9 protein-coding genes are annotated in these 13,236 nt (G+C 59.3%); 3 read left to right on the plus strand and 6 right to left on the minus strand.

Annotated features, from left to right (window positions below; translation table 11 throughout):
- Positions 1–269: 269 nt before the first annotated feature.
- Entirely contained in the window at positions 270–3,416 is a 3,147-nt protein-coding gene (gene oqxB / locus RTM06_RS14055) for a multidrug efflux RND transporter permease subunit OqxB (RefSeq protein ID WP_312182918.1), read from the minus strand.
- An 18-nt stretch (positions 3,417–3,434) separates the two neighbouring features.
- The gene (locus RTM06_RS14060) at positions 3,435–4,589 is read right to left on the minus strand and encodes an efflux RND transporter periplasmic adaptor subunit (protein ID WP_312182920.1); all 1,155 of its coding nucleotides are present in this window, start codon (positions 4,587–4,589) and stop codon (positions 3,435–3,437) included.
- Positions 4,590–4,882: 293 nt separating this feature from the next.
- Here RTM06_RS14060 and RTM06_RS14065 point away from each other — a divergent pair, with 293 nt between their 5' ends.
- The 3 genes from RTM06_RS14065 to RTM06_RS14075 all read left to right on the plus strand — a co-directional run bounded on the left by RTM06_RS14065 (position 4,883) and on the right by RTM06_RS14075 (position 6,026).
- A complete protein-coding gene (locus tag RTM06_RS14065; protein WP_008110158.1) occupies positions 4,883–5,230 on the plus strand; it encodes a helix-turn-helix domain-containing protein in 348 nt (115 codons plus the stop codon).
- 86 nt (positions 5,231–5,316) lie between these two features.
- Positions 5,317–5,751, plus strand: a complete 435-nt coding sequence (locus tag RTM06_RS14070; RefSeq protein WP_256696369.1) for a ribonuclease domain-containing protein — start codon at positions 5,317–5,319, stop codon at positions 5,749–5,751.
- Between the two features lie 2 nt (positions 5,752–5,753).
- Positions 5,754–6,026 carry a barstar family protein gene (locus RTM06_RS14075; RefSeq protein WP_312182923.1) on the plus strand — a complete coding sequence of 91 codons (273 nt, stop codon included), beginning with the start codon at positions 5,754–5,756 and terminating at the stop codon, positions 6,024–6,026.
- A 1-nt stretch (position 6,027) separates the two neighbouring features.
- Here the strand turns inward: RTM06_RS14075 and RTM06_RS14080 are convergent, their stop codons facing one another.
- From RTM06_RS14080 to RTM06_RS14095, 4 genes are all read right to left on the minus strand, one after another.
- Complete coding sequence (locus RTM06_RS14080; RefSeq protein ID WP_312182925.1) at positions 6,028–8,400, minus strand: virulence factor SrfC family protein; 2,373 nt, start codon at positions 8,398–8,400, stop codon at positions 6,028–6,030.
- Positions 8,397–11,369, minus strand: coding sequence for a virulence factor SrfB (locus tag RTM06_RS14085; protein ID WP_312182927.1), 2,973 nt, complete (start codon positions 11,367–11,369; stop codon positions 8,397–8,399). The genes RTM06_RS14080 and RTM06_RS14085 overlap by 4 nt, the downstream gene beginning before the upstream one ends.
- A 2-nt stretch (positions 11,370–11,371) precedes the next feature.
- A complete protein-coding gene (locus RTM06_RS14090) occupies positions 11,372–12,712 on the minus strand; it encodes an SrfA family protein (protein ID WP_312182929.1) in 1,341 nt (446 codons plus the stop codon).
- A 153-nt stretch (positions 12,713–12,865) separates the two neighbouring features.
- Positions 12,866–13,236: benzoate/H(+) symporter BenE family transporter (locus tag RTM06_RS14095; RefSeq protein WP_312182931.1), on the minus strand; the 371-nt coding region annotated here is incomplete at its 5' end.

The raw sequence follows: 13,236 nt of genomic DNA on the forward strand, positions 1-13,236 counted from the left end.
GCTTCAGGCATTCTGAAACTGCCGAATGCTTAGCGGGCGGAACCCCTGCGATGCCAGTACACTGCTTATCTGACGAGCATTACGCCATTCATGGCGACCTTTTTTATTGCCTCGAACGCCAGCCAGTATATTCCGGCCATATTGGCGTAATGAGCTAAATCGGTCGCCATGAATGGCGACCCTACGATTGTATGACGAGGATCCCGTAGGCTGCGCACCCATAAAAAATCCGGGCACTTGGCCCGGATTGTTCATTTCACCTAAAACCCTTACACCGTTTGCACTTCACCCTGCGGCTGCTTGCGCGTCACCAGCTTACGCAGCGTCACATAAAACACCGGCGTCAGGAACAAACCAAACAGTGTCACGCCCAGCATGCCGGAGAACACGGTAATTCCGGTAACGCCGCGCACTTCCGCGCCTGCACCTTCGCCAAGAATCAGCGGAATGGTACCGGCGATAAAGGCAATCGAGGTCATAACGATCGGACGCAAACGCAGACGACAGGCTTCCAGCGCCGCATCGACAATGCTCTTGCCCTGCATCTCCAGCTCGCGCGCAAACTCAACGATAAGAATCGCGTTCTTACACGCCAGCCCCATCAGCACCACCAGCCCAACCTGTACAAACACGTTGTTATCGCCACCGGTCAGCCACACGCCGACCAGCGCAGAGAGCATGGTCACCGGCACAATCAGGATTACCGCCAGCGGTAGCGTCCAGCTTTCATACAGCGCCGCCAGCACCAGGAACGCCAGTAAAACGGCGACCGGGAAGACGATCAGCGCGGTATTACCCTGCGTTGATTGCTGATAACTCAGGTCAGTCCATTCAATGTTCATGCCGTTCGGCAGCACCTGCGTCGACATCTCTTCCAGTTTCTGCATTGCCTGCGCCGAAGAGAGCACGCGCGGATCGGCATCACCAATCAGGTCCGCCGCCGGATAGCCGTTATAGCGAATCACCGGATCCGGGCCGTAAGTAGTAGTGATATTGACCATGCTGCCAATCGGCACCATTTCACCGCGATCGTTACGGGTACGCAGATTACCGATATCCTGCACGCTATCGCGGAAATCGCCGTCCGCCTGCGCCATCACGCGCCAGGTACGGCCAAACTTATTGAAATCGTTAACATACGACGATCCCAGATAGGTTTGCAGCGTACTGAACAGTTCGGTCAGCGACACGCCTTGCGCTTTGGCTTTATCACGATCCACCTGCACATCCAGCTGCGGCACGTTGGCCTGGTAGGATGAAATCGGGAACATCATACCCGGCGTCTGTAACACCGCACCCGTCATGGTATTGATGGCGGTTTGCAGCGCACCGTAACCGAGGCCCGCGCGATCCTGCACATACAGTGAATAACCCGAACCTTGTCCCAGACCCAAAATCGGCGGCGGCATAATCGAGAAGCCAAAGCCTTGCTGGATTTTGGCGATTTTGGCGTTGATCTCGGCATTGATCTCCGCCGCACTGCGCTTACGCTCGTTGAACGGTTTCAGGCCAAAGAACACCGTGCCGGTATTCGGCGTGTTGGTGAACTGCAACGCATTCAGACCGGGGAAGGCGACGGAATAGGCCACGCCTTCGGTGTTCATGCCGATTTCGCTCATCTTGCGAATCACTTCATCGGTACGCGCCAGCGACGAACCTTCCGGCATCTTCACGCCGCCAATCAGATAGAGCTTATCCTGCGTTGGAATAAAGCCGCCCGGCACGGTATGGAACATAAAGCCCGCACCAGCCAGCAGCAGCACGTACACGCCGAACACCGCGCCACGACGACGCAAGGTTTTACCTACCAGCGATTCATAGCCATCCGAACTGCGCTGGAAGAAGCGGTTGAACGGACGGAACAGCCAGCCGAGCAGGCGATCGATAATGCGCGTCGGCATATCCTTCGCGGCATCATGCGGCTTCAGCAGCAGCGCCGCCAGCGCCGGTGACAGCGTCAGCGAGTTGATGGCGGAGATCACCGTCGAAATGGCAATTGTCACTGCAAACTGCTTATAGAACTGACCGGTAACGCCGGACAGGAACGCCATCGGCACGAACACCGCACACAGCACCAGCGCAATGGCGATAATCGGCCCGGACACTTCACGCATCGCCTGATGCGCCGTTGGCGACAAGCCTTGCTCGATATTACGTTCGACGTTCTCCACCACCACGATGGCGTCATCCACCACGATACCGATCGCCAACACCAGCCCGAACAAACTCAGGGTATTGAGCGAGAAGCCGAGCAGATAGAGGATGCTGAAGGTACCGACCACTGAAACCGGCACCGCCAGCAGCGGGATGATCGACGCGCGCCAGGTTTGCAGGAACAGAATCACCACCAGCACCACCAGCACAATCGCTTCGAACAGCGTTTGCACCACGGCACGGATCGAATCACGCACAAACACCGTTGGATCGTACGGGGCGGCCCACTGCACATCGTCCGGGAAGCGGGTTGCCAGTTCGGCCATTTTGTCGCGCACCGCATTCGACAGATCGATGGCGTTGGCGCCCGGCGCCTGGAAGATACCGATGCCGACCGCATCTTTGTTGTTGAGCTGTGAACGCAACGCGTAGCTGCCGGAACCCATCTCGATGCGCGCCACGTCACGCAGGCGCACCAGCGTGCCGTCGTCGGCGGTTTTCAGGATGATATTGCCGAACTGCTCTTCGCTCTCCAGACGACCTTGAGTGTTGATCGACAGCAGGAAATCGCTCTGTTTCTTCAGCGGCTCTGCGCCAAGCTGACCGGCAGAAACCTGCACGTTCTGCTCCTGCATCGCGCTGACCACATCGGAGGCGGTCAAGCCACGCGCCGCCACCTTATTGGGATCGAGCCAGACGCGCATCGCGTATTCGCCGGCCCCGAAGATCTGAATCTGACCCACGCCCGGCAGGCGCGCCAGTTCATCTTTTACCTTCAAGGTGGCGTAGTTACGCAGATAGAGCGAATCATACTTGCCGTGCGGCGAGAACATGTGCACCACCAGCGTCAGCGTCGGTGACATCTTCTGCGTGGTGAGGCCGAGTTGTCGCACCTCTTCCGGCAGACGCGCTTCGGCCTGCGCCACGCGGTTCTGCACCTGAACCTGCGCCTGATCCGGATCGGTGCCGGGACGGAAGGTCACGGTGGTGACCAGCACGCCATCAGAACCGGCCACGGATTTCATGTACATCATGTTTTCTACCCCGTTGATGGCTTCTTCCAGCGGCGTCGCCACGGAATCTGCAATCACTTTGGGGTTGGCGCCGGGATATTCTGCGCGCACCTGCACGCTGGGTGGCACCACGTTGGGATATTCACTGATCGGCAGCAGCGGAATGGCGATCAATCCGGTGGTAAAGATCAAAATCGACAGCACCGCGGCGAAAATCGGTCGGTCGATAAAAAAGCGGGAGAAATCCATAAAAGGCAGTCTCGAAGGTTATTGAGCGGAGCGCATCGCCACCGGTTGGGCGGTCACCGGCATGCCAGGCATAAAGACTTTCTGCAAGCCGTTAACGATCACCTTGTCGCCGGGCTTCAGGCCTTGCTGCACAATGCGCAAGCCATCGGCTAAATCACCGGCCTGAATATCACGGCGCTGGGCTTTACCCTGGGCATCGACCACGTAAACATATTTACGATCCTGATCGGTGAGCACGGCTTTATCGTCGATGAGCAGCGCGGTGAAGTCGGCGCTGCCCGGCAGGCGAACGCGCGCAAACAGGCCCGGCGTGAACTGACGCTGCTGATTATCCAGCGAGGCGCGCATGCGAATGGTGCCGGTGCTGGCGGTCAGCTGGTTATCGAGGAAATCCACGGTGCCGCGATGCGGGAAACCCTCTTCGCCGGTCAGCGCCACTTCTACCGGCAGCGATCCGCGATTTTCGCCTTTACGCGCCATCGCCTGATAATGCAGATAGGTGGCTTCATCGACGTCGAAGTAGACGTACATACGATCCTGCGACACCAACGTGGTCAGCACGCTGGCGCTGTCACCGGCGGTCACTAAGTTGCCAGTGGTGATCATCGCGCGGCTGGCGCGACCTTCAATCGGCGCGGTAACGCGGGTGAAATCGAGGTTCAGCTGCGCCATATCCACCGCCGCTTGTGCGGAAAGTACGTTAGCCTGCGCCTGATTGGCCGCCGAGCGACGCTGTTCCCACTCTTCACGTGACACCACATTGGTGCCGATCAGTTTATCGGTACGTGCCGATTCACTGCGGGCCAGCGTGGCCTGGCTGCGCGCGTTGGCGAGTTCGGCTTGCGCCTGCTCGAGCGTGGCGCGATAGGTGGGATCGTCAATGGTGAACAGCACCTGACCTTTTTTCACCTCGTCGCCTTCGCGATAATTGACCTGATCGATGTAGCCGGAAACGCGCGGCCGCAGCTGCACGCTCTGCACCGCTTCGAAACGGCCATTGAAGCTATCCCATTGGCCGACTTTCTGCTCTACCACCTGCGCGACACTTACTTCGGGCGGCGGCGGTGGGGCGTTTTGCGCCACCCCGCGATCGCAACCGGCCAGCAGGCTTCCCAGCAATATCACTCCTGACAGGCTTACCGCCCATTGAACCCTATATGTTTGCAGATGCATTGTTGTTATTCCGCATTGGTGAAAATGAAAGGAGACGTACGAAAAATCTGCAACTTTTATGATTGCATTAAAACGCCACGAGTGTAGGCTTGCTCAAACTGCATCTGCAAGAATATCTGATACACTTTATGTGCGGTTTTGATCATTATGTTGCAGAAGGATCAAAGCCCCTACGCGCAGTGCGGCATTTAATGCAATAATAAAACTTGCATTAACTGGCATAGTCGTTCAACCTTAAAGTGTAATTGCAACTGATACTGATACTGTTCGCAACGGCGACCGGAGAAAACGAGATGATGACCACCGCATTTATTCACGATTTGATCGACTGGATTGACAACAATATTGAAACGCGTCTGGATCTGGATACCGTAGCGGGGCGCGCCGGTTATTCGAAATGGCACCTGCAACGTATGTTCAAAGAGCACACGGGTTTGCCTCTGGGCGAATACATTCGTGAGAAGAAGCTGAAGAAGTCAGCGGATCGCTTGACGACCAGCAATGAACCGATTCTTAACGTGGCGATTTCACTCGGTTTCGACTCGCAGCAGTCGTTTAACCGCAGCTTCAAACGCCAGTATGGCGTCGCGCCGGGAGCATGGCGTCGTCACGCCGCGCCATCCGCCAGCGCAATGCAGTAAACCCCGCCAGGGCCAGCTTTGCTGGCCCGCGTTTTTCCCTGCCTTAAATCTGTTATTATCGTCGTCCTGTTTTTCAGGATGCCACCATGTCAAAAAAACTCTGGATTGCCTTAATTCTGGTCCTCGCCGCGCTGTGGCTCGGACTAAAACCGCGTTTGTCCGATAAATGGTCCGCCAGCCATCCCGATATTTCACAGCTCACCGACGCCAACACCGTGGCGCGTTGGCTGCAGCAGCATCACACATTACCCGATCTCTATCTCACCAAAAATGAAGCGCGTCGTCAGGGCTGGAATCCCAGCAAGGGCAACTTGTGTGAGGTCTTGCCGGGCCGCGCGATTGGTGGCGATCGCTTTAGCAATCGCGAAAGAAGGTTGCCGATGCAGGCGGGCAGGCAGTGGTATGAAGCGGACGTCAATTACGATTGCGGCCACCGCGATGCCGATCGTCTGCTTTACTCATCCGATGGGCTGATTTTCCTCACCACCGATCACTATCGCAGCTTCAAACAGGTGCCTTAACTATGTTGACGCTCCATTTTGACTTTGAAAGCTTGTCGGATCGCCAGGCGTTTTACCGCGCGCTGGTGCAGCAAAGTGCCTGCCCAGTGGATTTCGGTAACAATCTGGATGCGCTGTGGGATTGGCTGACCGGCGGAATGGCGCTGCCGGCGACCTTCTATTTAGCGCATGCCGATGACGCCAGCGAGAGTGCCGAATTCGCGCCGGTGCTGGCGTTACTGGAAGAGGCGCAGCAGCAGTTAGACGGCGAGCTGCGCCTGGTGCGTGGCAAGTAAATTACGCGTGCAGCGGTAGCAGCAAAATCGCCAGCATCTGGCGCGCATTGGCGGGCAAATCGCCGCCGCCGGTATAGCCATTGTTCTCAACGATCACCGAATTCAATCCCACCAGCCAGTCATAGATGTAGTAAGCGGTATGATTGGCGGGTGCGGCCGACAGACGCGTTAAGCGCTGTCCCGGCGAGAAGCTCACGCTTGGCGCGGGCGGACGGGCAAAAATTGTCTGACCGCGATTGACGCGACTTTCAGGACGCTCGCTCTCCGGGCGCTGTAAAAAGCCCAGCCACGCGACAAAATCCCCCAGCACCGTCATGGCACGTGAAACCTGACGATCGGTACGCGCTTCGTGGGCGCTGGCCTGCGCATCCGGCTCATTCAGCGCGTTTTGCAGTTTGTTCAGCACCTTGAGACGGAAGCTGGCGGTAATCAACTCTTCCACCAGCATCTCCAGCGTCGGTTTATCGACGTTGAGCAGCGCCAGCAGGCTGCGGCTCTCCGGCAGCTGACGCAAATGCTCCAGCCACAGCGCAAACACCTGCTGCGGGAATTGCTGATCGCGCTGACCGCCCGAGCTACGCGGCTCAGCGGCGGCGACCGGCTCGTCTTTAAACAGATCGAACTCAAAGCCGATGCCAAAATAGCTCTGCTCAGCGGCTGCGGTTTTGGCGCTATGTTGAGTATGAGTGCTGCTGCTCTGGCTGAGCCACAGCTGACGCACCGCTTCGCGCGACGGCTGCAAACGCTCCAGCAATTCGCCGTGCAAACCGGTGCGATGTTGCAAACATTTCAGCAGCGTATCGGAGATCGCCTGCTTGCGTGCCGCCTGTTCTGGCGTGGCGCTGGATTCGGTCCACGGCTGCAAACGTTCCACCAGCTTCTGCTGCAGCGCGCCGAGCTGCAGCGCCAGACGATCGCGGCGCGCTTCCGGCTGCATCTCATCCTGCAACCAGCTGCCCATGCGATCGACGCCTGCGCGATCCAGTGCCAGCATCGATCCCCAACTCTGTCCCGGCTGGCCAATCTGCCGTTGTACTGATTCATCAACGTTAATCTGCTGCTGCTGATAGCGCGCATCATGCGGCGTGATCGCCCAAATCAGACGCGGCTTCTCACCGCTGGCGGCGATGGTTTGATGCATGTGCCACTCGCGCAGCGCGCTGGCGGCGACATCGGTATCCTGACGCTGACTGGCAGCGGTACAGATCAGCATCAAATCGATGCCCTGACGCGCGGCGTACAAACCCGGCAGCAGCGCGCGTTTCTGTTCCAGCAGCGTGGCGCGCAGCGGATCGCGTTTACGCAGCTGCGCCAATTCATCCTGTTGGGCGCGATCGGCTGGCGTGCCCGGCGCGGGCAGCTCCAGCATATCCGCATCATCGTACAGCGCCTGACGCGGCGTAGAGCTGAGTGGCAAGGTGATCTCCAGCGTCAGCAACGACAGTAATCCCAGCGGCACATGCTGCGCTTTCCCCACGCGATTGGCGACGATCGGACACACTTCGATCATCTCCTGCCAGTCGGCATCGTTGCCAATCAGTTTTTCTGCCGGCAGCGCGGCGTCGTCCACCAACACGCTGAGCGGCGCTAACACGCGCGGCGCATGGCGCAGCTGGTGACGCAAGTGCATCAGGCTACGCAGGCTTTCGTTCAGCGCGTTTTGGCCCGGCCACAGCAGGGCAAACAGCTGCACGCGATCGTCGACGTTGAGCCACGGTGCCAGCGCAATCGCCTGCGGCCAGAAGTGGCGGTCGAGCATCTCGGCATGACGATGGTGCCGACGGCTCCACGCCCACAGCGTGATCAGCGCATCGCTGTCGAGGCCCGGCTGTGGTTCATCCTGGCGATGGCGCTGCAAACGCTGTAAAGCGGCATCGATCTGCGCGGTGTCCGGCTGAAGCTCGGTTTTGGCGCAGGCCAGCATCAAACGAATCAGTTCCACTTCGCTCAGCAGCGTCATTTCCAGCGGCCAGGCGTTGGATTGGGTTTCGCGCTGGTGGCTGAAGCGGGTAGCGATAGCGTAATCGAGATTGCCGGGATTGATGTTCTGGAAATAGTTCAGGGTTTTATCGCCGAGACGCGCGATAAGTTGGCCCTGCGCATCGCCGACCATTTCACTCAGCAGCCAGGCTTTGCCCGCTTGCGACTGACCAAACAGCGCCAGCGTCACCGGACGCGCCAGCTGACGCGCCAGGGCATGGCTTTCCACGCGCGCGCGGCGCAGCTGCAGCGTCAGGGTTTCGGCTTCCAGCGCCAGACGCGGCGCGTGCGCCTGATGGGTTTCCACCCAGCTCAGCGCGCCATCCAGCGTTTCCTGCATCAGGCTCAGACGTTTCGCGGGCGTAACCGGCGAGGCTTTTTTGGCAGTTCTCATCGTTTGCAGACGCTCCCGCTGTCGATCCAATATTGCGCATTCGCGTTGCCGGTGGCGGAAAGCGTATTCAGTTTCAGACTCAGCTGCTCCAGCGGCACGCGCGTGCCGTCATCCATGCGTGCATCGCTTAACACTAAGCGTTCAGGGCCGAGATTATCCGGGCCCGGCTGCACCGCCAGTTTGATGCGCAGTACACTTTCGCCGGCAACCTGACGCGCCAGCGTCGGGTCGACAATGCTCAGGCTATACAGCGGCGATGCCGGCCAGCGATCGTTCTCCAGCTGGCGGAAACCAAGGCAAACGTTGCCGCGAATGCGGAAGCTGCTTTTGCGATCCAGCGCGAAACTGCTGCTGTCGAGATCGATCTCGCTGTAGCACAGATTGTCGTCGCTGAGCGCCGAGGTCTCATCCAGCACGCCGAGATAGCGAATGGTGGAGTAAGGTTCGAAATCACCGGCGCGGAACCAGAAGCTGCTCAGGCGCAGATCGAGCGCCAGCAGGCACAGCATCGCGCCCACCGCGGCGGTGGATTTCGGGTTATCAATACGGCCTTGCTTGTTGAACGGATACCAGTCGCTGGTGTGATAGCCTTCCAGCGACAAAATGCGGCTGCCCGGCAGCGGTTGCAGATGGCGCACCAGCGCCTGAATGCCGGGGAAGCGTGACGGGCGACCGGTAAGCAGCAGCACATCGCACTGGTACAAAGACACCACTTCGCACATCGCGCGCAGCGCCGGAATAATCGCCATGCGGTGTTGCAGGAACTCGCCGTGCAGCTGCGCCATGCTGACCACCAGCGGCACCTCAAGCAGATCGAAACGGCTATCGCCGCCGAGCGTGCGCTGAATTTCACCGTTCACAAACGCCAGCACGCTGCTGGCCGGTTTTTGTGGCACCAGTTCGCCGAACAGCGCATTGATTTCGCTGTGGCTGTCGAGCGGATCCCAGTTTTCGTACTGCTCCAGCACCGCCTGCGCCAGCGGAATAAACAGCTGCAGCGTCACTTGCTGACGCAGCGTGGCCTGTCCGTCCATGCGGCTGTCGTGACCAAACAGCTTGTTCATCAGCGGTTCGGCCAGCTGCAAACCGGCTTTCTGCAAGCTCTGCTGCAACGCCGGCAGAATCCACAGCTGAATCACATCCAGCAGAATATCGTCACCGGCGACTTTGAAGCCTTCACGGAACAGTAAGCGCGGGGTGATTTTGACGTTGTTGCCCTGGCCGTCATCGAGGCGATATTGGGTAATGGCTAAATCGGTGGTGCCGCCGCCGATATCAATTGAGGCGATGCGCAGGCTTTTACCCGGCAGCTCATCGACTTCACGCGGACGATCCGGGCGCGCCAGGCTGCTGAAGAAATCTTCTGCGCGACCGGCAAAGTTGACCTGAGTTTCGTTGAACAGCCACACCATTTGACCGCAGGTGGCTTCATCCCACTCCATCTGCACATCCGGCACCGGACGCAGGCTGTTTGCCTGGCTGGCGGCGGTGAACTCTTCTTCGGCTGGATGCCAGCCTTCGGCTTTCCACACCAGCGCGATGGCTTCCTGCATGCGGCGACGGAAAATCTCACGCTCCGGCTTCGGCATCGCCGACGGCAGCGTCAGAATCACATGACGCAGCTGACGCGGCGCCTGGCTTTGCGGCATGCGCTGGCGCTGCGCCACGCTGTTCATCTGCATCATCGCCTGCGCCAGCAGTTCGCACAGCATAAAGGTCATCAGCGAACTGCGGCTGTAGCTGGCAGAGAACACCGGCAGACGATCGTCTTCCGCCAGCGCGTGCAGCGGCTGGCCTTCGTCATTGATCAGTAAGGTGAACGGCAGCGCGGTGGCCTGCGGCTCATCGCTGCTGCCGTTGGCGTTGAAGCGCCAGCCTGGCTGATAGCGCGCTTCATCCCACAAATAGCGGCGCGGGCTGGACAAACCGGTGCTGCCTTCGGTGCCGGCACGCAGCAGCGCCAGACGGCTGGCTTCACGGCCCACGCGCGTCAGCGACGGCCACATAAAGGCATTTTCACGGCCGCTCTCCAGCGAGAAGTTGGCCTTGCCGAAACGGGTTTCTGCAAATTCCAGACGGCTGTCGAACAGCTCGTTATAAACCTGATGCGGCTCGGAGAGATCGCGCAGCTGCAGCTCGTAGGTTTGACGCAGGCCGCTGCTCTCTTCGGCGTGATCTTCCACCAGAATGCCGCAGGTGTGCGAGTTGCCGACGTCGAGAATGATATCGACGTTGACCGCCGGCGTTTGCAGCGACGTCGCCTGGATATAGATTTCCGCCAGATCGAGCTGTTCGCCCAGCAGTTCCAGCAGGTTGAGATAGTGCGCCTGATATTCGAACTCACGCAGCGCCTGGTTTAGCTCCTGCTCGCGACGTGACTCCAGCGCATGCACCTGCTGGCTAAAGGTTTCACGCAGCCAGCCATCGACCCACGTATGGTCGAGGAATTCGCCCAGCTCGTAGTTGTGCCAGGCAAGGGCGAAACTGACGCCGTTCTGCGCATCGGCTTTGCTCAAACCGTGCTGCTCGCCGCCATCTTGCTCTGACACAATGCGCGTATCAAAGGCGAGGGTGATGCGATGGGTGTTGCCTGCCGCATCGGGTTGCGCCAGCGGCGCCAGATGCAGACGCGCCCAGTTGTCCGGGCCGCCAATAAAACGCCGTCCGCTGGTGCAACGCAGCACCGGCAGCGGCAGCCATTGGTGAGCCAGCAGCTTCAGCGAGTCGGCCAGCGCGATATCCGTTTCCGGACGCACCACTTCCGCCGCGCCGCCATCTTCCGGATAGAGCAGGAACTTGCCGCTGTTGCCGTCGACGTTGAGGCGCAGCAGCGGGCCGTTGGCGGTTTGACGCACGAACTGGCGGCGGGCCTGCAACGCAGGTAAACGCAAACCGAAATCAAGAAACTGCACACCGCTATCTTCAATCAGCGTGATTTTCTGTTTGTCATCGATGAGGGGAGCCAACATGTTTACTTACTCTCACGCTTAATCGTCAACGGGAAGACCTGATCTGCGCCGTATTGCGCAGTACAGCTGGCGATGCCATCACCGGCTTTACACACCAATTCCGGCATGCGGTAACGCGATTTATCGCTGCAGGTCGCAGTATAGCGGCTGCGCACTTCCATGCTGCCGGCGCTGGTCATCGCGGCGGTGACATCGGCTTTACAGCGGATGTTGTCGCCCTGGGTAATGGTGGCGGTGCCTTTGCCGTTGCGCATCTGATAGCGTAGGCTTGGCGGTTTGCCGGTCGGCAGATTGGTTTGACGCAAGGTCACGCGCCAGGTGCCATTGATAAATTTCACTGAGCCAACGCGCGCATCTTCTGTGGTCATCACCAAATCATCCGCTTTGGCCGGTTCGGTGTGTTCAGCAACCACCTCAGGCGGCGCGACAGGCGCAGCAACCGGTGCGGGGGCAGCAATGACGGTGGCGGCGGTTTGTGGCAGCGTGGCGGCAAGTTTTTCCGCTTTCACCATCACGGCCGGCGGCTTACTCACCGGCACAGGCACATCTGCAACGCTAATCGCAGCCGGTTGCGGTGCGCTGTGCAGCCAGAAGGCGACACCCGCAGCGACCACCGCCGCAACCGGCAACAGCAGCATCAGCGGACGCACGGTAAAGGCGCGACGTGGTGGCACGACAGGCTCCGGTTCAGGCGCGGGCTCAGGAATGACTTCGGCTGCTGGTTCTTCGACTTCAGGTTTCGGCTCGATCACCGGTTCGGCAGCGGCAGGCGGCACGTCGATCAGCGGCGCAATCACTGGCGCGACCACCAGCGGAGCGGGTGCTGGCGGTTCCGGCAACAGCGGCGGCAGTTCATCTTCCAGTGAGTCACGCAGGCAGGCCAGCGCGTCATCACGCGAACGCGCCTGCGGATCGACAAAGCCCCAGAAGGTGATCACCGGTTTGCCATCCACCAGATAAACGTACTGCTGATCCGGGAACTGCAACGTCTTGCTCAGCAACGCACCAAACAAGCGCATCGCAGGATTCTCCGCGTCGCGCGCGCGCAGGCTCAGCGCCTGCAAATCCTGCTGGTTCAGCGTCAACAGTTCCAGCGCCTGACGGCGCTCGTGATCGCTGGCACCCAGCCAGGATTTTACTTTGCCATTGAACGGGGCGTACCAATCGAGGCGGTCACCGCGCTCGTTGACTTGCGGAATCGCGAGGCAATTGGCCAGCGTGGTTTGGCGGCGCAGGCGCAGGGTTTCACGGATTTGCAGCGCGGACGTCCAGACCGGCTGGCCGTTTTCACCCAGTGCCAGTACCGAATCCAGATTGCCGCTGCGCAGAAAAGTTTTTGCCACTCGTTGGGCCCTTATCGGTGGTTGTCTGAGGCAGAACAGTGTGTGTTTTTGGCGATGATAGTGATCTTAAGCCAAATGTTGCGAAATCAAACGGCTGATAAAGGGGGAAAAACAGGGCGTTTTTCCCGGGTGCGAGGGTGATCTGTTGAAATTTTAAGCGCGGCGTCGTGGGGAAAGAATCAAATAGGTCAGCATACCGCCGAGCAGTCCCCAAAAGGCGGAGCCGATGCCCATCAGTGAAATGCCGCTGGCGGTGATCAGGAATGCCACGATGGCGCTATCGCGCTGATCCGGCTCCGCTAAGGCGCGCTGCAAACTGCCGGACAGCGTGGCCAGCAGCGCCAAACCGGCCAGCGTGGCAATCAATACCGGCGGCAAGGCGCTCAGCATGATGGCGATCAATCCGCCGGTAAAGCCAGTCAGCAGATAGAACACGCCCGCCAATGCCGAGGCCATCCAGCGGCGCGCCGGATTGGGATCGACGTCGTCTCCCATACAAATGGCGGCGGTAATCGCGGCGATAC

This window comes from Pantoea sp. CTOTU46764 (assembly GCF_031974595.1).
GTDB classification, from domain to species: domain Bacteria; phylum Pseudomonadota; class Gammaproteobacteria; order Enterobacterales; family Enterobacteriaceae; genus Pantoea; species Pantoea trifolii.